Source organism: Pedobacter sp. NJ-S-72, from assembly GCF_053890575.1.
On sequence record NZ_CM132681.1, the window covers coordinates 1,198,051 to 1,218,235 of the forward strand.

Annotated in this window: 25 protein-coding genes; 7 read left to right on the forward strand and 18 right to left on the reverse strand. The window is 38.3% G+C overall.

Annotation, left to right across the window (positions count from 1 at the left end):
* Positions 1–20 precede the first annotated feature (20 nt).
* The 4 genes from ACWYN3_RS07915 to ACWYN3_RS07930 all read right to left on the reverse strand — a co-directional run bounded on the left by ACWYN3_RS07915 (position 21) and on the right by ACWYN3_RS07930 (position 3,280).
* A complete protein-coding gene (locus ACWYN3_RS07915; protein ID WP_456220653.1) occupies positions 21–836 on the reverse strand; it encodes a GLPGLI family protein in 816 nt (271 codons plus the stop codon).
* A 126-nt stretch (positions 837–962) separates the two neighbouring features.
* Positions 963–1,310 carry a hypothetical protein gene (locus ACWYN3_RS07920; RefSeq protein ID WP_456220654.1) on the reverse strand — a complete coding sequence of 116 codons (348 nt, stop codon included), beginning with the start codon at positions 1,308–1,310 and terminating at the stop codon, positions 963–965.
* 367 nt (positions 1,311–1,677) lie between these two features.
* Positions 1,678–2,004 (reverse strand): hypothetical protein, encoded by a 327-nt coding sequence (locus ACWYN3_RS07925; protein ID WP_456220655.1) that lies wholly within the window; start codon positions 2,002–2,004, stop codon positions 1,678–1,680.
* Positions 2,005–2,020: 16 nt separating this feature from the next.
* Positions 2,021–3,280, reverse strand: coding sequence for a hypothetical protein (locus ACWYN3_RS07930; protein WP_456220656.1), 1,260 nt, complete (start codon positions 3,278–3,280; stop codon positions 2,021–2,023).
* A 282-nt stretch (positions 3,281–3,562) separates the two neighbouring features.
* On the opposite strand from ACWYN3_RS07930, the gene ACWYN3_RS07935 reads away from it, so the two are divergent.
* On the forward strand, positions 3,563–4,843 hold the full coding sequence (locus ACWYN3_RS07935) for a sensor histidine kinase (protein ID WP_456220657.1): 1,281 nt from the start codon (positions 3,563–3,565) through the stop codon (positions 4,841–4,843).
* Positions 4,767–5,495, forward strand: coding sequence for a response regulator transcription factor (locus ACWYN3_RS07940; RefSeq protein ID WP_456220658.1), 729 nt, complete (start codon positions 4,767–4,769; stop codon positions 5,493–5,495). The genes ACWYN3_RS07935 and ACWYN3_RS07940 overlap by 77 nt, the downstream gene beginning before the upstream one ends.
* Before the next feature lie 364 nt (positions 5,496–5,859).
* On the opposite strand, the gene ACWYN3_RS07945 is transcribed toward ACWYN3_RS07940, so the two are convergent.
* From ACWYN3_RS07945 to ACWYN3_RS07980, 8 genes are all read right to left on the reverse strand, one after another.
* Entirely contained in the window at positions 5,860–6,603 is a 744-nt protein-coding gene (locus tag ACWYN3_RS07945; RefSeq protein WP_456220659.1) for a head GIN domain-containing protein, read from the reverse strand.
* 502 nt (positions 6,604–7,105) lie between these two features.
* Positions 7,106–7,462, reverse strand: a complete 357-nt coding sequence (locus ACWYN3_RS07950) for a hypothetical protein (RefSeq protein WP_456220660.1) — start codon at positions 7,460–7,462, stop codon at positions 7,106–7,108.
* A gap of 144 nt (positions 7,463–7,606) precedes the next feature.
* Entirely contained in the window at positions 7,607–7,954 is a 348-nt protein-coding gene (locus ACWYN3_RS07955) for a helix-turn-helix domain-containing protein (RefSeq protein ID WP_456220661.1), read from the reverse strand.
* Positions 7,955–8,010: 56 nt separating this feature from the next.
* Complete coding sequence (locus ACWYN3_RS07960) at positions 8,011–8,187, reverse strand: DUF1016 N-terminal domain-containing protein (protein WP_456222928.1); 177 nt, start codon at positions 8,185–8,187, stop codon at positions 8,011–8,013.
* A gap of 192 nt (positions 8,188–8,379) precedes the next feature.
* Positions 8,380–8,901 (reverse strand): hypothetical protein, encoded by a 522-nt coding sequence (locus ACWYN3_RS07965; protein WP_456220662.1) that lies wholly within the window; start codon positions 8,899–8,901, stop codon positions 8,380–8,382.
* Positions 8,902–8,991: 90 nt separating this feature from the next.
* Positions 8,992–10,887: a hypothetical protein gene (locus ACWYN3_RS07970; protein ID WP_456220663.1), complete on the reverse strand. Its 1,896-nt coding sequence runs from the start codon at positions 10,885–10,887 to the stop codon at positions 8,992–8,994.
* Between the two features lie 2 nt (positions 10,888–10,889).
* On the reverse strand, positions 10,890–11,546 hold the full coding sequence (locus ACWYN3_RS07975; RefSeq protein WP_456220664.1) for a hypothetical protein: 657 nt from the start codon (positions 11,544–11,546) through the stop codon (positions 10,890–10,892).
* A gap of 277 nt (positions 11,547–11,823) precedes the next feature.
* Entirely contained in the window at positions 11,824–12,150 is a 327-nt protein-coding gene (locus ACWYN3_RS07980; protein WP_456220665.1) for a GIN domain-containing protein, read from the reverse strand.
* A gap of 271 nt (positions 12,151–12,421) precedes the next feature.
* Here ACWYN3_RS07980 and ACWYN3_RS07985 point away from each other — a divergent pair, with 271 nt between their 5' ends.
* A complete protein-coding gene (locus ACWYN3_RS07985) occupies positions 12,422–12,973 on the forward strand; it encodes a nuclear transport factor 2 family protein (RefSeq protein ID WP_456220666.1) in 552 nt (183 codons plus the stop codon).
* Between the two features lie 98 nt (positions 12,974–13,071).
* Entirely contained in the window at positions 13,072–13,434 is a 363-nt protein-coding gene (locus ACWYN3_RS07990) for a winged helix-turn-helix transcriptional regulator (RefSeq protein ID WP_456220667.1), read from the forward strand.
* A gap of 106 nt (positions 13,435–13,540) precedes the next feature.
* Here ACWYN3_RS07990 and ACWYN3_RS07995 read toward each other — a convergent pair whose 3' ends face one another.
* The 3 genes from ACWYN3_RS07995 to ACWYN3_RS08005 form a co-directional block, all read right to left on the reverse strand.
* Positions 13,541–14,020 carry a DEAD/DEAH box helicase gene (locus ACWYN3_RS07995; protein ID WP_456222929.1) on the reverse strand — a complete coding sequence of 160 codons (480 nt, stop codon included), beginning with the start codon at positions 14,018–14,020 and terminating at the stop codon, positions 13,541–13,543.
* A gap of 12 nt (positions 14,021–14,032) precedes the next feature.
* Positions 14,033–15,154, reverse strand: a complete 1,122-nt coding sequence (locus ACWYN3_RS08000; RefSeq protein ID WP_456220668.1) for a DEAD/DEAH box helicase — start codon at positions 15,152–15,154, stop codon at positions 14,033–14,035.
* 341 nt (positions 15,155–15,495) lie between these two features.
* Complete coding sequence (locus tag ACWYN3_RS08005; protein ID WP_456220669.1) at positions 15,496–16,728, reverse strand: hypothetical protein; 1,233 nt, start codon at positions 16,726–16,728, stop codon at positions 15,496–15,498.
* Here ACWYN3_RS08005 and ACWYN3_RS08010 point away from each other — a divergent pair.
* Complete coding sequence (locus tag ACWYN3_RS08010; RefSeq protein ID WP_456220670.1) at positions 16,720–16,854, forward strand: hypothetical protein; 135 nt, start codon at positions 16,720–16,722, stop codon at positions 16,852–16,854. The genes ACWYN3_RS08005 and ACWYN3_RS08010 overlap by 9 nt on opposite strands.
* A 70-nt stretch (positions 16,855–16,924) precedes the next feature.
* On the opposite strand, the gene ACWYN3_RS08015 is transcribed toward ACWYN3_RS08010, so the two are convergent.
* Together ACWYN3_RS08015 and ACWYN3_RS08020 are read right to left on the reverse strand one after the other, a co-directional pair.
* A complete protein-coding gene (locus ACWYN3_RS08015; protein WP_456220671.1) occupies positions 16,925–17,488 on the reverse strand; it encodes a hypothetical protein in 564 nt (187 codons plus the stop codon).
* A gap of 35 nt (positions 17,489–17,523) precedes the next feature.
* Positions 17,524–17,754: a hypothetical protein gene (locus ACWYN3_RS08020; protein ID WP_456220672.1), complete on the reverse strand. Its 231-nt coding sequence runs from the start codon at positions 17,752–17,754 to the stop codon at positions 17,524–17,526.
* 254 nt (positions 17,755–18,008) lie between these two features.
* On the opposite strand from ACWYN3_RS08020, the gene ACWYN3_RS08025 reads away from it, so the two are divergent.
* A complete protein-coding gene (locus ACWYN3_RS08025) occupies positions 18,009–18,317 on the forward strand; it encodes a hypothetical protein (RefSeq protein WP_456220673.1) in 309 nt (102 codons plus the stop codon).
* Positions 18,318–18,462: 145 nt separating this feature from the next.
* Positions 18,463–19,035, forward strand: a complete 573-nt coding sequence (locus tag ACWYN3_RS08030) for a suppressor of fused domain protein (RefSeq protein ID WP_456220674.1) — start codon at positions 18,463–18,465, stop codon at positions 19,033–19,035.
* Between the two features lie 66 nt (positions 19,036–19,101).
* On the opposite strand, the gene ACWYN3_RS08035 is transcribed toward ACWYN3_RS08030, so the two are convergent.
* Positions 19,102–19,920 (reverse strand): hypothetical protein, encoded by an 819-nt coding sequence (locus tag ACWYN3_RS08035; RefSeq protein WP_456220675.1) that lies wholly within the window; start codon positions 19,918–19,920, stop codon positions 19,102–19,104.
* Between the last annotated feature and the right edge of the window lie 265 nt (positions 19,921–20,185).

Here is a 20,185-nt window from a genome sequence, read left to right on the forward strand (position 1 = left end):
TTTTTAACTCCAAAGGATATTTAAAAAGATGGTCTTTTAATGGTAGATGAAGGCTTTCCATCGTTTACAGTAATTTTATCTATTGTTATATCACCAGCACTATATCCATCCATACTCAAACCTTCTTTATAGGCTTTTTCCATGCGGTTGTATTCAGTGTTAGATGTTTCAATTGCATCTTTAGGTAATTCTAATGATTGGTTGTTTGGCAGCATAGTACCCAATGCTATTTTAGTGCAGGTAAATTTTATTCTTTGACTGGCATCGTAAGCTTCTAAAATTAAGCCTGGTAAACCATGTAACTTCCACGGGCCAAAACTTGCAGGCACATCTATTGTAAACCAAGCTGTGTAGGTACGCCCTTTGCAAACACCAATCGCTTTTTGGCAGGTATAGCCGAGTAATGTTTTAGTTTCCTTTTCAATTTTCCAGTTTATTTTCTCAAAATCTTCCTTGATCAAATAGTTGTTCTCACTGAAACGTTTGTTTACGTAAACGCTGTTCTCATTTTCTAATGTATATATATTGTCAGCAGTATATGGAATAAAAACCCCCATATTAATCACATTAGCATCAGAGTTATTTGCAGCCTCAATTTTCGCTTTATGGATAGAGTCCTGAACTTTCTTCGTATAACTACTATATAAGCTCCGTTGGCTGTTAAAGGACATTTGAAAATCTTCTTCCCAAATTCTGCCTATATTAGTGGTATCACGTATGTGGGAAAAATGATAAAATGCAACACCACTTGCAGGTTCAGACACATTTCTATAACTAAAGGAATAGAAAGTGTATAGGATTAATGCTGATACAAAAAACTTTAAATAATAACGCATATACTTTTGATTATTGTTTTATAAATAACCCCGGGACAATTCCCGAGGTACTTTGAAAAAAGAAAACCACCCTCTCTTGTATTCAATACTAAATTTTAATTTTCCTAACTGCTCTATAAATGATCACTATAGACCATTAAAGCATCCGTTGCTACCCGAACCATGGGCAAAAGCATTTCGAGCGACGTCACGTACATACATTATTGAACGTGATACATTATTAGGTCCCGATACATAAATAATCCACATCTCACCACATGCATCTTCAAAAAGAAAGCTTCTTGAAATACGAAAAAAACCTGTTTCACTGGTGTTTTTTGTAGTTGGTATTGTTACTTCATTTTTGCTCTCTTTTGAAATTATTTTTATTTCTACCTCATTTACTAAAGGACTATTCTTTTTTAGAGTTAAATCGCTCGCTGAAGCGCTGAACCCGATTACTGTGCAAATTATTGCGATAAATAAATGTTTCATGATTTTTTTTTAAGTGATAAATGATTGATTATAAGTGTTCAGAATTAGAGGATGGTCATAATTATATTCGTTTTCCTTTTTAAAATTAGAGCTAAATTATAAATCACACAACTGTGATTTTATATTTGTAGCCTTTGAACCGATATCCGTTATGCTTTAGGACAGTTTACGGATTATGCTTTTACTAAAGCATCAAAAAAAAAACTTACCTCGTAGTTGTGGGAACAGCATCATCATATTCTCAGCAGAAATTATTAGATCAGCTTCAATAAGCTGATGATGTGCAGGTAAACCTTGGCTTGTAAGCTATCCTGATAAGCATTAAAAGCACTCATCATAGTTATGTGAATCGGTGCATATGATTTAACTACTTCCTACAGGTGATTAAATAGTTACCCTTTTCATCCGTTTTTTCGATACCCCATCCATCGTTGAGCTCGATTTCGTAAGTTTCCCCAATTATTTTATTACCCTCTGCCTTAAATGGTATTGGAAAGATCAATGTTTTAAAGTCGTTCATCATTACAATCCCGGCATTTCCTAAATAGGCTTTACTTTCAATGGTAGTAAAGCTACCAAAGTTTTGACCCGATTTATCTCTTCCCTTTATGCTGGAATAAACAGTACCTAAGCCGGGCAATTCAATCGTTCCATTCATGTTAAAAGTACGTCCATAATTCTTATCGCTAAGCACCACTTTTAGAGTTGGTTTATATCTGCAACAGGTCGCGGTAATAAGCAAGGAGGTTGTCGTTTTTAGCACGCCTGACACCTTCCTGACCGTGGATCTCATCAAAGTTATTTCTCGCCTTTGCTGTTGTAACAGCCTTATTGCAGGTATCTATGATACGTTTATTCTCATAGACCGCTAAAAAGTTGTATATTTTTTTAAGGCCTTGTTTCCATGGCAGGCCAAGATAGTCGTAGATGAGGCCGTATGCAACGCCCGTAGCATATGGAAAGGGTCTTGTGTAAGTCTCTGCATTTTCCCTACTGTATATTTCCTCTATTGCAGATTCGTACTTGTTTTTCGAAGTAGACAAAGCAAAACCCGTGTAATTGGCCAGCCCCTCCAACGTTTCGATCTCCAGCTCGCCTTGTAGGAACTCTTTGTGTTTTTGCTGACGTAATTTTCTGAACAAGAGTGCGTTTTCTAAGAAAGAAACTGTCTTTAGCTTGGAGCTTTTGTCATTTATCGCGCTTAGTGTATTTCTCAAAGCCCGGTACTCCAGCCGGAGCAACTCTCTGGCATCATAGCTATCCAGATACTTTATAGCATCACCATTTAACTTCATGTTTTCCAACTGCACCAAATGAAATAATTCATGGATGATCGTTGTCGATCTATCAGATAGATAATTGGACAGCACTACCGCGTAATCTTTACCCTGGTAAGACTGGACCATATTCACAAATGCAAAGGTGTTGGCCGGAATATGGGCGTAAAAGAGTATACCATTGTCTGTCTTGCTCCCTGGAAAGGCATTAATGGAATAGATGGTATTATCATAATCCAGTACTAAGATGCGATTGTTCCATATCTTAAAGCCCCATAACTTACCATTATCCTTTTCCAGAATCTGTTTAGCGTTGTTGAGTTCGCTATAAATGGTTTCTAATTTTCGCTGTGGTAAGGTTGCGTAATTCTGCTTTACTTTTTCAAGGAGTAGCGCCCATCTGGAGTCCTTGTGGATGCTGGAAAGATCAGGATCTGACTGAATATGGTCATAATTGGAATAATATTGTTTATCCGACAAAAAAAGCAGTAAGCTAAGCGCTTTATCAGGTTCATTATTCAGGGCATAGATACATGCCCCCGAATACAGTTTATTGGCACTTAAACTATTATTATTGGTCGCATCAAACATCTTTGCTGCATCTGCATAATGCTTGCTGTCATAAGCTTTCATAGCGTTATAATAGCTGGATACTTTATCTGTCTGCGCTAAAGTACTATCTCCGATGAGCAAAAAAAAAACAGGTAAAGGGTAATTATATAGATCTTCATGTCTTTATTGTTTAATAATGATATTGCAAATGAAGGGAATGTCTTGGCTAGTTACAGCCAAAAGAAAGCTAAAGGGAGGTTAAATGAAGGTTAAAATTCCCGAATATTAACTTAATTAACTTTGCTCTGTTTACCTTTAACGATGCGGTTTTCAAAAAAAATCACTTTACTGATCTTTGTATGTGTGCTGGTGCTAAGTGTGCTCTGCCTGATCCAGTACCGCTTGGTCAGAAACACCTATAGATTGGAACAATCCGTTTATTTTCAGCAAGTTGGTCAACGGTTGCAAGTCAAAAGCCAATTACTCTCAGATTCGCTTAATCACATGGGCATGAAGGCACTGGTGGATTTGCTTAGGTATCAAACAAATCATGATATAACACCAGATTTAGCTGGTTTTCAGTCCCGGTTAAGTATTGTTACAAGTAGCTATGCAAATTTAATAAACCAGGCTTTGCTAAAGGACAGCGTGCTCCACGATGTCGGCTTCAATTTTGAGTATACCAAAGTAGTACTTTACCGGGATGGACAAACAGATACTTTGCTTAAACCTGGATCAAAACCTTTTTTGCTTGCTGGTAATGGGCAAGGCAATTTTCTAATCAGTGAAGGTAAACAGGAGATGAGTTTTGAGGTAGAGGCCGCGGGGCTCCATCAGTCAAAGAAATTTTATCGACTGGCAGTTTGGAATAAACCCAGCATTAGCGCTTCGAACTGGCAACAGGTGGTATTGAAACGTATGCTGACTACGTTAGCTGGAGGTATAGCGCTTATGGTGGCATTAGTCTTTATCTTTTTTCTCATCTTTTCAGCTTTGCTGCGCCAAAAAAGAATTGCAGAGGTGACAACGGATTTTGCGAATAATATGACCCACGAACTGAAAACACCACTTAGTGCAGCAGGTTTAGTCGTGAAATCGTTGCGAACTCCAGATGCGAAACTGGACGAAGTTTGGTTCGAGGAACTGCTAGGGCAACTTGACAGGCAGCATGGCAAAATACAGCGGTTGATGGATAATGTACTTACCAGTGCTTTGGATAGGCCTATAGGTACCCTTAAATTAAGGCAATTCATGTTTAAAAAGATATTCGATGACTTGGTATTGGTCGCCTCCGCGGCAGGGCGAGAACTGTTACTTGCGGGTAAAGTGGATGGCCTTATCTGTACCGATGCCGATGTGCTAACCGCTATCTTATCTAATTTGTTAGATAACGCAGTGAAATATACGCCAGACAGCTCCGTTATAACCTTGAACATTCAGGTCTCGGACCGGAAAATTATAATAAGCCTTGAGGATCAGGGGGGCGGCATAGAAAAGAAATACCAAGGTTATCTGTTTCAAAAGTTTTTTAGGGTTCCCCGGTCAGATAGTGATCAGATCAAAGGATTGGGATTAGGCTTGTACCTCAGCCGAATTCAGGCCCACCAGTTAAACGGGAGACTTACCTATGAGCGAAGCAGTAAAGGTGGCAGTATTTTTAATCTTATTTTACCAAATGACAAAGACACGAATACTTCTTGTTGAAGATGATGTTGACCTTGCACAGCTACTAAGCAAATATTTAGTAGTGCAGGGCCATGATGTTGAGCTCGCCTTGGACGGCGCCATCGCTCTGATAAAATTGTCAGCAAAGCAATTCGATATTGCCATACTTGATGTAATGCTACCAAAGGAAGATGGCTTTTCTCTTGCTGTTGCTTTAAAAAAACTTTATCCGGGACTGCCTTTCCTTTTTCTAACCGCAAGACAACAAAAAGAAGATGTACTTAAGGGATTGGGACTTGGTGCAGACGATTACATTACCAAGCCATTTGATGCCGACGAACTAATTCTCCGCGTGCAGAACATTCTTAGACGTAGTACGCTGACAACTCAGCCTATCGAAGTGCTTAACATTGGATGCTTTAAATTTGAACCCTCGCAACTAAAATTAATGTCTGACTCAGGATCCCGACTATTGACCAAAAAGGAATCCGGTATCCTTGAACTCTTAGCCAAACAGCCCGGGCGCATCGTCCCTCGACAAGAGATATTGGAGCTATTGTGGGATAGTGCTGACTTCTTTAGCGGTCGCAGCCTTGACGTTTATATAGGAAGGCTTCGTAAATTACTTGAAAAAGATCATCTGATACGTTTGGAAAGCGTCAGAGGTTCAGGATTCATATTGCACGTATAACATCTCTTTGACCTCCTCCCTGATATTCAGACTGTCAAAAAGTGGAGTTTGCGATGTTCTATAGTATTAACATTCATTAGACAACTTGTGGATACCTGATTGGGGCACCAATAAAACATTACCGTCATGATCTCAACACTATCAGTGTCAAAAGCTAATTTTAGGGTTCAAAAATTCACTGGCTTACAACGCCCGGCCATGAAGAGTGAACACCCCACAGCCTGTAAATTTATCAGGATATTACAATAATTGTTACCATCGGCCATTAGCTCAAAAGGGATTAGCCCGCTATACTCACTGATACCTTTTGGAGAGGCTTCAATCAAAAAATCTTTTCGCTGCACTCAATGAGTTTTTTTGTCTATTAATCAATTTTATATATTTTAACACCTCCAATACTCAGACCCTTTCTGATTTGTGGATTTCCTTTGTATCCCACTTTGGCCTCGCCATAGGCAGTAACTTTAATTTCGTCAGACACATTTAGGTTTAATTTTGCTTCACCATAGAGCGTTGCTTTTGCTGTTTTACCACTTATAGCGAGTGCCTTAACTTCACTTTCTCCATAAGATGTATAGCGCTGTTCTGCAATATCTCCTGCTTTAAATTCTACATAGCTTTCTCCGTATATAGTAGCTCTTAGCTTTTTTAGCTGAACCTCATCAAAATAAACCTTGGATTCTCCATAAACAGTTAAGATGAAATTTTCCTGATCCAGTTTGCTTTTCAGCAAGATTGTTTCTTCTCCTCTGATGGAAAGCTCTTCTAAATCCTTATAGGTTATGACCACAGTCAGTACAGTTCCTGTATATAGAGATTTTTTAACCTGACGGCCAGATTCGTACACTTTTTTATTTGCCGGGAAATCTTTTTCACCTTCCAGGTAAACACGTAATGTTTTATCTTTTGATTCTATATGCACCTTGTCCCGGCCGATTGTACAGTTCTGAATGGTTACAGCTTCCTTGTCTCCTTTTGTAAAAGTCACTTGTACATGCGGACTTACGATTACTTTATCAAAAGATTCAACAGGAACATTTTTTTGAGCTGCAGTCTTTTCAGAAAGAGCAAAGATAAACAGGGGGATAAGGAAGAGAAGTTTGTTCATAATTCTATCAATAAATTATTGAAATATAAGCAAATATTGCTAATGTTCGTACTGTTTTTCCTAATACGGTTTCCACGCTGTCAGTCACTATTTCTGTTTCACAGTTGCTTTGCTGCAGAATTTTAAACATGCTAAATCATATTTGGTCACGATGATAATTATTTTCGTTCTGTATCTTTTTAGATTACAAATTGAAAATCTATTCTACTAACTTAATTAATAGATAAAGAACTGGGCATATTCGAAGCATTTTTTGCTAACCACAGGGGTAAAATGAACATAATTGGTGTTAGATTAAACCCACCTATAACTAACGTTACGGAGTGTTAGGTGATAGGTGTTCGAAATTATTAAAATGGCGGATGAAAAGCAATTAGAATCTGTGCTTCAGTAAATTAAATTAGCGATGAGTTTAGACCTTTCCCTGATTAAAGATGAATAACACAGGTCTGTGAATACAGGTTTTCATTTTTTTAAAATTTAGTTTGGGCTGCTTGATGGTTTATTTTTCGGCTTGGTAATAACAGTAGCTCCCAAGTTTGGTATTGATGAAACCAGTTTCAGTTACATTTTTAAAACCTGCCGAACTCATGTAGGATGGCAGGAGCCCGTTTAGGTTATCTGCAGTCGTTTTAAAGCCATCAACAATTTGCACCAGGTAAAAGGCTAGCCGCATGCGTATAGATTTGGCTTTTTCCCAGTCGCCTATTGAGAATGTTCCGCTGAGTTTAACATTGGGGTTTTGCTGGTGGATTTTGATGAGGTTTTGTGCGGTTCCGTAGCCAAATTCCAGTATGGTCTCTCCGCTTTTGGGGGCGAGTTGATCGATCAGCCTGGTTCTGAACTTGTTTTCTGGCATGGTGATTTTAATGGTAAGGTCATAAAACCGGGTCAGAAAGTTGAATGCCAGGGCTGGTGTATATTCTTTTTGTGCTCATGTCCTTTGCTTTAGGGTAGAACACAAAATTCCGCAAAGAACAGGTTTAAAACTTGTATAAAACGGCTAACTTTTGAGTACGAAAGAAGGCTTAAGCCCAAACATTTTATAGAATGCTTTATTAAAATGGGCGGAATCGGCAAAACCCGCAAAGTGGGCGCAGGTGGTTAAAGAGTGTCCGGTTCTTGATTTTAGAACAGCTAAGGAGATTTTTTTCCAAAGGATGTACTGATGTATGGAAATGCCCATTTGGGCTTTAAATAAATGAGCTAGCCTGTCTTTGGATAAAAAGGAAGTCTCCGACAATTTGGAAATACTGATTTTCTCGTCTGAAAATAATGTATCTATGGTTTTAATGCAGTTCAGGACCCTGGGGTCGGTGTGGTCAATTCGCTTACTTGTCATTTTCATCATTAATTTCTGCTTTATAGTAATTAAGATAGGTATTCAATTGCCCTGCATCTGAAATGTTAAGGAATAATTTGCCTTGAGGTTTGGCTGTCAATCTTATTTTGATGCTCTGCATTTGCAATCTCTTCGCCAATTTTCCAGTAGGTTGCTATAAGTTCACGATTAATGTTTTGGTACACACGTTTACGTGAATCATTAACTAATGATTTAATAGCTTCGAAAAGAACTTTGTTAATATTTGTTAGCTATTATAAAACAGTGTATTATTATCTTGAAAAGCTTTTCATATGCATTTTCACTATCGTATAAAGCTATATCACAGATCAGGCTGGTCAAGTCTGCAGAGGGTTTAGGCATCGGGATATATTTGGTTAATTCAAATTTAACAATTTAACCATACCATCCAAATCTCAATCCTAAAAGCTAAATCAATTATAACAAGGCTGAGTGAACTGCTTGGGTGTTGAGTCCTGAGTTTTTCGTTGATTAATGCATTCAAAATAGTAGAAGAACATGGCCTTGGTATCCTGTTCCAGTGGCTGCGTACCATTAATCCATGATGATAAATTCAGCTTATCAATGCCCGTGGCTTTGTGAATATCTTTCAGTGTAATGCCCATATTTAGCATTTTATCGCTTATCCATTCTGGTTTAACGTCATCTACCACAGCAGGTGTGTAGACAATAGGATGAACAGTTACTGGGATGTCTATGGTAAATCTTTCGAAAAGATCTTTGGTGAGTGCAATAAGTTTTGGGATGTCGGCGCAATTACCTGGAGTGCATTTCCACTGACGGGTTTTAACTTTTAATGCTGCTGATCTGGCAGTAATGATTTCAAAACTAATATTAAGCTGGGATAAATATTGTTTGGCTCCCTCTTCCAGCCTCAGCAGGTCTATATGCCTGACAATTCCTACTAACTTATAAATGTTCTTAATTATCTCCATCTTATAATTCCCAAAGGGATTTTTAGTTCCTCCTCCCACCGTTAACTATATTTATTAATGGCAAATATTTCTTTGATATCTCTGTAACACTTATTGCTGATAAAAGAATCCGTTCTGAGATGTTATATTCAATATGGCCGTAATGTTCTGTTTAGTATCAACAGGGTCACAGGAAACTGATATTTTATTCGTTGAACCTTTTTTCAGGGTAGGAAGATATTTTCGGAACGTCTTTTCTCTGATCACTTTATGTTGTGAATTGTACACACTCGCCACCGAATTAAGATGGGGAATAGCTATGTATTCGCCCGGGTTAAGTAAAACAGGAATTTCAAGTTCTTCCCCGTTCGCTGATATTTTAATGTTCTTTATTCCACATGGTGCATCTTTCGGGAGACGTAAAACAAATTGTAAATATCTTTTTTCATCCTGGTACTTGTCGTTCTCATTATAATTGATAGTCCATGAAGTAGGCGTGACTCCACCTTTGTGGATTAGATCATCAGATATCAGAACTTCATCATAGATGCCTGGATTATGAGTCCAAAACCAGTCAATACTGCGAGGCTTAACGGATTCATTACCGCTATTTACTACTTTGGCTTTTATGGCAGAGGCAGGCAATAATTTCAGCTTGTCATATTGCCAGAACTTATCAAAGGCTAAATCCCAGGAGCCATCTGCTTTCCGGCTCAATTTATATTGAACATCAGTTTGTCTTAATGCCATTTTTTGCGCTTCAGTAAAAGCATTCATACTTCTGGCATCTGTCCATAAACGTAATTTGTCTACAATTTCTTTGCTATGTGGGTTTTTCTTGAATTGATTGATGTCCAATGTAAAGTCAACACCAGAATTCCAGCCTGTAGCCAGGGCCATCACCCATTCCAGATCCTCGACTGAGGCTTTTCCCGGATGATATTGCCCTAATTTATTCGGCATTAAATTTTCCTGTAAAAGTCCCTGTCTTGATATGCGATAGTCAAGCATTGATCCTCTAAAGCCTCTTTCCGAGTCATTTTCTCCCCAGCTTTCATGCGACATATTGTGCCAGGTGTATTGAGAGAAATTTGAACTGGTAACTAAGGTTTCCTTCTTGTTTTCCTGACACTTCTTATAGAAGTTCTGCATAAACACATTACCAGTGTAACATCCATATCCTGCTTCCAGGCAGCTTTCAAACCCATCTATCACAAAATTATCCTGATCTGTTTCTATTACTATCTTGGCCAGCCGATCAGCGACTTCATTGCTCATCCCGATTGTTCCCGGATAAAAATTGTGATAACCAGATACATACATCAATTTGGCTGAAGCTCCGGTTTTATGGTCGGCAACAGTAGTCATGAAGGCTCCTCTGGTACAACCCTGAGCCAGAATTTCATTATTGTTTACCTCAAACTTTTCAAACTCGATTATTTCATTGTCAACCCGTATTACTTTGGAGTTAGCTTTTTTCAATGTTTCCACCAAAAGCTTTGAGTTTTTCAGAAATATGTTTTTATCTGTCTGGTTTATGTCTTTACTGATCGAGGCTTCGGCAGCCCATGTCTGCAGACGATCATCAGGAATAGGGGCAAGGTACGGCTCCCTTTCCGTCATTTCCGTCAGGAATGTGGTCAACGTATATAATGTAGTGGCCACACCCGCCTCTTTGGCCCTTTTACTGTCTCTTAACAAAGCAGGATTTCCACCAGGATAAACTTTTCTATCGAGATCAAAGTGACCCCAATTACTGGAATAACCTCCATGACGACATAAAATCCGGGCGCCCATATCTTTTGCCAATTGCAAATAATCTGTGAAGTTGTTTTCATCATAATTTGCCCACAGACAAAACTTCTGTCCTTCCTTTGAACGTTTAATCCATTCCCCGTTAAACATCGGGTGAGGTAAATGCGCTCCCAGCTCAATTTTCTCAATCGCATTCAGTTCATTGTCTTTCCCTGATTTAGAAGCAAACAGCGCTATTGATGAACCTGCCACTGTTAATCCCGGTATTGGTACCGCTTTTCGCAAGGAAGAGTTTGGATCATTTTGAGGCGCGACAAATCTTCCACGTGTATGGTCAAAAGAGAATAACTTGAGGGAAGACCCGTTGTTTGTATAAGCAGCAATATCGGACATGAAGAAAGCCCATCTGTATTTGGCTCAAGTCCCATCATACCTATTGTAAAGTCCTCACTACGGTTGAGCCCCAGCCATCCGCCTATTCTGCCTTGCATAGATGTGTAATAGGGTCCCCAACAAATATGACTTATTTGCTTTACAGGATTGACATCAATTAGTCTCATCTGAAAATAGGCATCCTTAGTCACTATTTCTACTGATATCTTGATGTTGTTTGTATACAGCAATTCTATAATGGCAGACGCTTTTGTCTTTTTATTGACCCTTGCAGTAAGGGGAACCATAGCCGTGTGATCTGCACTATACAAATAACAGCTTATCAAACTACTATTCTCCTTTGATGAAGCATAATTTATATTTCGGGAGATGTCTTCCAGTTTAACGATTTTCCCCTTAGCATTTACAGCTAACTTCAAGTTGCCGGTTTGTTGTTCGTAGATGATACGATCATCCGTAGATGCAAATGATCTGGATATAGAAATGCTGAGTATTAAGGCAAAGAATACAATTTTCATACTTAATGGTTCGTTAAAAAAAAAGCTCCCGACGACTTGATTTATAAAGCTATCAGTTATTCAATGTGCAATGATACCGATGGATTCTATGAAATGCTCCTATAATATTGACCATAATCAATGTTTTTTTGATATCGTTTATCCGCCTGGTAAGTAAAAAATATCACTACTAACCGAGTAAATTTTAAATAAGCGGGTAGGTTTCCCTACCCAGGTGAAGACACTTTTATTGAAAGTACAGCGAAAAATGATAATGCTGTTGAGCTTTTTTTGTCTATTAATCAATTTTATATATTTTAACACCTCCAATACTCAGACCCTTTCTGATTTGCGGATTTCCTTTATATCCTACTTTGGCCTCGCCATAGGCAGTAACTTTAATTTCGTCAGACACATTTAGGTTTAATTTTGCTTCACCATAGAGCGTTGCTTTTGCTGTTTTACCACTTATGGCGAGTGCCTTAACTTCACTTTCTCCATAAGATGTATAGCGCTGTTCTGCAATATTATGATGGACCCCATTCTTAGGACAAGAATGGGGTCCATCATACTGTTCAGAAACTGCAAAGATAAACAAGGGAATAAGGAGGAGAAGTTTGTTCATAATTCTATCAATAAATTATTAAAATATAAGCAAATATTGCTAATGTTTTATTGTGTTTTTTATAAGAGTAGGTTAAGAGATATTGTGAAATCAAAGTTGCGAAGCTAAGTTGCACGGGAGAATGATTTAAATCGTAATATCTGGTCAGTAATTCTCTTGTCACTATACTTACATTTTTGATAGTATATAACATTTATACGCAGATACAAACCATTCAAATTACTCCATGTAGATTTGTATGGTTTTAATCTTTAATGTTATAATCTTTGTTATGAAAAATGGACATTTTAATCAAACTAACTACATAAATAAATTAACATTATCAGTTGTAATGTCAGTTGGAGCTACAGTGGGTGTCCGGCCAGCACTGGGAAATGTGCGACAAGCATACCCAGTATTTTTGTATGTAAAAACACTCAATATCAGCAAAAGATTTACCACTCTATTGGAGGATACAGTAAAACGAAAAATTATAGATCAGATGGATAATAAAGCAATTTTGGAAAAAGCTAATATGGCTATTATTAAAGGTAATTATGAGGAGTTTTTATCTTTTTGTACCGACGATACAAAATGGACATTCGTAGGCGAACAGACTCTTTGGGGAAAAGAGCAAGTTCGCCAATATATGGCAACCGCTTATAAGGAACCACCAAAATTTATCGTAGAAAAATTTATAGCTGAAGATGAGTTTGTAACGGCAGTTGGCAAAATTAGTATGAAAAACGGAAATGGGACTGTTGTTGATTATTCATATTGCGATATCTGGCGATTTCGCGATGGCAAGATGGTGGAGTTAACAGCTTTCGTTATTGAGAACTAATGAATTTGAATCCAAAGATTATAAACATCCCATTTATTATGCTCTAATGCTAAACTTAATTTGGTATATTAGCTGTTAATTTATAATAAATAGTAGGGATGTCCGGGATTAAAGAAACCTCAACCAACTTCGCTAACAAGAAGGCCTTGACTGAGGAGTGTGGAGAAGTATATGCTGCCAACATTATTGGCGGGCAATGGACTTTGGTTATCTGTTCATGGTTAGTGAACGGAAAACTTAGATTTGGAGAATTAAAAAAATTATTACCAAATGTTACTGATCGCACATTGAGTCTTCAACTCCGGAAATTAGAGGAAAATAAAATCATAAAACGATCTGTTTATGCAGAAGTCCCGCCAAGGGTAGAGTACGAACTAACCAGAATAGGTTACGAGTTAGAGCCAATTATCAAACAACTTGAAACCTGGGGAAACAAACTTAGAACGGAAAATAAATCATAACTTAAGCGAGAACGGGCAGAATACTTTTTCCTAAATGCAGACTTTATGTGGTGGTCTATTTAAGATTGGTTATTCTTTATATCTACTAGATTTATCACTCATCTTTTTACCCAAATAAATTCAAGATATCTTCCTTACTCAGTGACTTCAATACCCCGTCATCCGTAGGAATCAGTTTCCCCGCCAAAGTCTTTTTCGTTTGCTGAATATCCAGGATCTTTTCTTCCAGTGTATCTTTACAAATCATCCTGTAAGCGATTACTGGTTTATCCTGGCCAATTCTATGGCAACGATCAATTGCTTGTGCCTCAGCAGCTGGATTCCACCACGGATCAATCAGATATACATAATCAGCTGCCGTTAAATTCAATCCCGTGCCTCCGGCCTTTAAACTGATTAAAAATACTCTGGTATTTTCATTCTGCTGGAAATCTTCTACGGCCTTGTTTCTAAGTTTGATTGGCGTTTTGCCATCCAGATAGGAAAAGTCAATATGTTTTAGTTTTAACTCAGCTGCAATCAGGGTGAGCATTCCCGTAAACTGAGAAAATACAAGTATTTTATGATTTGCAGTCTTTTCTGTGATATGGACATCAGCTCATCTATCTATCTTACAGGAATCATTGTCATAAGGTTTCTCTTTTTTTAGTAAAGCAGGAGAATTGCAGATCTGTCTTAGCTTCATCAATCCGTCAAGGACATAAAGTGTTGATTGTGCAAAGCCTTCGCTGTCGATCTTTTTAACCAGATCATCTTTGTATTGTTTTCTGCACTGGTCATACATATGACGCTGTTTAGTTCCCATTTCACACCAGATCACCATTTCTGTTTTAAGAGGCAGGTCGGGGGCTACTTGTTGTTTGGTTCTTCTTAAGATGAAAGGGTGGGTCATCCTGGCTAAGGAATTCTGATCAAGGTTATCTTTGAACTGTTTCTGTGATCCGAAGAAACCGGGGTTAACGAAACTCATTAAAGCATACAGGTCAGTAGAGCTGTTCTCTACCGGAGTACCTGTTAAGGCTAACCGGTTATTGGCTTGTAATAGGTTAACTGCTTTAAACCTTTGTGATGCAGGGTTTTTAATGGCTTGCGCTTCATCTAAAATGATGTATTCAAAGGGTATGGTAGTTAAGAATTCAACATCTATCATCGTGATTCCGTAAGAGGTAACGATCAGATCATACTTCAGCAGTTCGTTGCTGTCTTTTTCTCTTTCAAAGCCGTGATAGGTTAAGATCTTTAGCTGAGGGCAAAACTTTTCTGCTTCTTCGTTCCAGTTGAATAAGAGGGAAGTAGGAGCGATCAGCAGATGTGGAGCTTTAGCTAATCCTTCGTTTTTAAGGTGTTGTAAGAGCATCAGAACTTGAAGAGTTTTTCCTAAGCCCATATCGTCGGCTAGTAAGCCTCCCCACTTTAAAGCGTGAAGATGGCACATCCAGCTAAAACCGATCATTTGATATGGACGGATGCTTGCTTTTATATGTTCTGGTACTTTAATTAAAGGTGTTTTCTCTATCTGCCTGAAGATGTTATCTCTGTTTGTCAGCTGTTCTATGATTTCTGGCTGAACTTTTTTATCATGTAACTGGTCGATTAAGGTATAGTGGATATTACTGATTTTAACGCCTTTGCTGGTTAACTCGCCGTTGCCAAATACAGCGGTTAATTGGCTAAAGAAATCATTTGGTAAATGTCCGATAGAACCGTTAGAAAGTTTCACATCGGTGGATTTACTTTTTAAAGCCTTTTTGATTTCTGCAGGACTCAGGGTGATATCGCCAAAGGCAACATCGACGGTAATGTCAAACCAGTCCCGAGCTGCATTTACATGGATTTCAATAGTGGGTGCCGTGAAAAGATCATTTAACCAGTAGAGGTTTTCTAATCCTGTGAAGGATGTTTTAATCTTACTCAGGGAGAAGATCGCACTGCTTAGCCAGTTAGCTTGTAATAAGGTACTTCTGGAAAGGTAGAAGGTTTGGTTATGGGCTTGTTGTTCAAATGATGGGTGTAAGCTGATAAAGGTTTGTTTGAAGTTGTCTTCTTCTTGTTTATTCCTTTTTAAGATCTGATAATTTTTATCCTGATTGTCGAGTGTGGTGGTCCCGTTAGAGAAAGGGGAAACTGAGATGTTGCAATCGTATAGGATTTGTGGGGTAAAGGAAACAATACCGTTATTTTCTTCGACAAGGACTTGTTTTTAGTGATGATGTTGAGTTGGCGAGTCTTCGGACTTTTGTCCAGTTGATAGGTTACTGGGAAGTTTAGCGCTAATTCGCTGAGTATTTTACTGTTGAAATCTGCGAAGTCTTTTTTAAAGACGGTAAGCTTGAATTTGGAACGTTCAAATCCTTTAATGACTTCTGCTTCTTGTAAGGATGAGAATTGATAATACATGGCGCTATCGCGTTTCAGGGTAAAGAAGAAAGGGGTTGCGTTAGGGCGTAAGCCTTCAATTTCTTCTTCCTGGTCGTTAAGACTGGCTATGCAGGATAATGAGTAGTGTCCAGGATGTTCGGTAAGGATGAGTTTAAAGGTTACGGGTGTGTCAGACAGGCTGATTTTGTGCATCCTTAATCTCTTGGGACGGGTGGTAAAGTCTATGCTTTTATAGAACCAGTAGAAATGGATATGGGGTTGTTGTTTCAGAATAGGGACTAACTGTTTCCAGTAATTGAAAGCGGTATGTCTTTGTTGTATTTCTATTGGAGAATGATAGTTATCGCCTGTTCTGGTGGTAAATGTGTGGTCTAAGGTTAAGAGTTTGTTGAAGTCTTCGCAATAGGAATGGATTAACCGCTGGTCTGCGGTTAATCCTGATTGTGTGGTAGTTTGTTGTGTGAAGGATATGAATGATTTGATTTCGTTCTTTTCTTTTTTAAGGATGGCCTGGTAAGGGACCAGGAACGGAATGCCCGGGCCTTTGCTGATTCCTGCTAAGGCGTATCCGGTTACAGTGTCTGCTTCTGTGATTAAGGGTAAAGCGTTTTGAAGTTTTGAGGATGGGACAAGGGTTTGAATGGTTTCTGGATTGTTTTTGTGATAGATGAGTCCGTATCCGGGTTTTGAGGATGCTTTGACTCCGTAGTAATCGCATTTGAAGTCGAAGTACTCGGCTTGTTCCGGGGTACAGTTGTAAGGGAAGTTTTTGAATTGCTTGAAGTAGTCGGCTCCTTTGTTATGGATGATCCGGATTAATACTTCTACGACGTGGATGCAGAGGTCTTTTACTTGAAAACCGCAGTCACAGGTTATTTGGAGGTTGTCTTCGTTGATGGTGAAGGTTTGGATCAATGTGCCTTCTTCGTGGTTGGAGTTTATGATGAGGGTTTGGTTGGTGAAAGACTGGACGTGGTAGATGTAGCAAAGGGTGTGTCTTTTCTTTTTTGCGGATGGGTCGAGGAGTTCGGCGGGGTTTAGTGTGTAGGTTTCTTTGTCGAGATATAAGGTATAGGGAATTGATGCGTTTCTGGTTTGTTGAATTTGGTTCTTAAGCATGGTCTGGGGTGGTTATGTGAAGGGAATCGTATGTTGATAAGGTGTCTGTGAAGGTTTGTCTGGTTTGATGGATGAGGAGTTTGATTTTATAGAAAAGGGTGGATAGGTCGGTTTGGGTGATGGTGCAGGGTTCGTTTCTTCGGCAGGATAGGTAAGCTGCGTCGAGGAGGTTTAACAGGTGCTGGTCTTGTTCTCCGCTGTCAAGGATTTGGGATAGTTTGTTAGTCAAGCGGTTTGAGTGTTTGAGGATTTCGCTGATTTTATGGCTTGTGTTTGCGTATCCGGTTAGAGAATTCATTATTGCGCGGAAGGTGAGTTCTACAGTTTGATGGAGTAGAAAGGCGGCTAAGTTTGGATTGTTTGTTTTGTGGGTTTCTGCAAGGGTGTATGAGATATTTGCCTGTTGGATTTGGGTAGTGAAGTCTATGATTGCTGTCTGGCGTTTTTGTAACAGGATGGTTTGGTCGATTTCTGGAAGGGCATAGGTGCCGTTGTCGTAGATCTGGTTGTTTGGCGTACTGGCAATGGTGTAAAAAAGGTGGCCTTCTTTGATCATGGTGTCGAAGTGATAGCCTTTGAATAGGGTATAGTTTATTCGTAGTTGTTGGTTAATGGATGGGATTGGAGCAGTTTTTCGAGGTTTGGGAAGGTTCGCTTGATGTCTTCCGGGATGATGACAAGGAGATGGACGTTGTTTACTCCCTGTGGATCGGTTTGGTGGGATATGCAGAAGATTTTCTCTGGTCTTACTGAATCAGCAATAAAATTAATAATGGGAGACAGGTCTGCGTGTATCTGCGATTGTTGAAATGTATTTTCCATTTTTGTAATTTTGTTTAGTCAAAGTGAAGGCTATTTTGGCGTCTATACTATGATGGTTTTGAATAAATTATACGGATAGGGGAAATTATCAGGGTTTTTCGTTTCTTTATTTAACCAATCTGTAGAAGGATTGTATTACATTTGGTTTCTAATCTTAAACAACATGAGTAGTACTACAAATCGTCCAAATAAGGTCCATGAGGGCCGAAATGTTAAAAGGTTCCGGGAAATGATGGGCATTAAGCAGGAGGGACTTGCGTTTGAATTGGGAGGGGAGTGGCCAGAAAAGGATTTCTGTTTTGGAGAGTAAGGAAAAGATAGAGGATGATGTTTTGTCTGAAATAGCGAAAGTGTTAAAGGTTCCAGAAGAGGCGATTAGGAATTTTGATGAGGAGACGGCAATCTGTAATATTCAGAATAATTTTGAGGGTGCAAATCCTGCTGCATTGGCTGTAGGAAATAACATTGGCTATACTGATTGTGCTATTAACCCGATTGAGAAATGGGTTGAGACATTGGATCAGTTGAAGATTGTGTTGGATAAGAATGAGGCGCTTTTATGAGAGGTTATTGAAGAGTGAACAGGAAAAGGTGGAGTTGTTGAGGAGTAAGTAATATCCTGATTCGAAGGATTCCTTTGTTATTTTTCTAGCACCATCAAGAGCAAATTAACGTTCTTATATTTCCCTTAATCTTTCAATAATCACTATGCATAAATCTGAAGCCAAAACCTATATTGAGGAATTGACTTTACACTATCAAACCTATTTTGGTTTGCCAGGTAAACCTTTAAAACTTACTAAAGGACCAACTGATAAATTACACAGTGATTTCATTGTTTTGGAATTTCCACCTACTGATAAACAGACAATGTTCTGTTATTGTACAGTTGGCATGTCTGTAGATAGATCTGATGATAATCTAATTGAGCTTTTTGTTTATGCTCCAAAAGCAGATATGCAGCTGGTTGAACTTTTAACAGTTTGCGCATCGTATCATAGAAATAAGTCCCCACTCGGCCTGGATCATACTGTTAATATCGGACAGCCTTGGCTAGATAATTCGAAATGTGATCATGGATTTATTTCATGGCCTTATTTGGATGGGGAAGATCTGGCAGTTTTTGAAGTTCACGGAAAGGGAATAGGCTGCTATTGGTTTATTCCGATAACGAAGCAGGAAAGGGATTATAAGATTGAAGCTGGTGTTGAAGCACTGGAACAACTTTTTGAAGATAAGGGAATAGATTATTTGAATGCGGGGAGAGAGAGCCTTGTTTAAAAAAAAAAAAAAATATGCATTAAAAACACATACTGAATTCTGAGCTAATCCCTAGAAAGGAAGGTTTTAATAATTACTTTCTACCCTCTTAAAGTAAGCTTTAGCAAGCTCATCAGTCGTGGAAAATAATGTTCCAAACACTTTTTCCTTAATACCATAAGCAAACACACGGTCGAATTCTCTCAATTTGCCATCGTAATCAGAATAAGTTCCTTTAAAATGGAAAGCAAAATTGTCTACTGGTTCTGCTGTTTCAGACAAAATTATTTGTTTTGTTGACATAGTCCCCATCCCCATAGCGCCGTTCTTACCATATAGATATTCTGGTGCGTTCACTTTATAGTATTTCCCATTAATCATATCCGCTACTTGAAGTTTTATATTAATATTATAAGTAGATGCCTCTTTGCTTGTGTAAGAAATTGAAAAGTAATAATCTGATTTGTTAACAACGCTATCTAATGTTATGAGAGAAACATCGAATTCAGGCATTTTTGAGATGTTATTATTGATGATTTTTGATGAATCTAATATTACCCTCTTATTGTCCGCATCATACTTAAGATGGTACTTTTCTAGAGCGTCTGTATAACCATTTACAATTGATTCATTATTTTGAAGTAAGAATTTTTCATTTTGCTTACTCATTTTATCAAGTTTTCTATTATAAGTTGCGTCTCTTATATATTCATTTTTTTTATTGTCTCTATATTGTATATACTGTACTAAAATGAGTACCACGCATAACTGTAAGGTCACCCATCCCCAATGAGTTATATTTTTAAAGCGCACACCTCGATTTTTAATCACGACAACAGTAAATGAAGGTATAGCAGCTATTGCAATGGTTAAAATTAATACTATTAGTGATAAATTAGACTCCATAGTTGGAATATAGATAATTAACTATAATAATTTGATGTTTACGGTTGATGGTGCCCATTTATTGGGAAGGTTTTTCTCTTTCATTACATGTCTGGACGGAACCGATTGAACGTTCGTTCTTAAACATGCAAAGGAACTTAATATGTCTTGACCTCTCCGAAAATAGGAGAGCGGATAACACTTGGAAGCGACAGCATTCCCGCTGCTAAATGGCAGCAGGATTAACATTTTTCTGTAAACTACTTCCCAAACAGTTTTTTCGGTG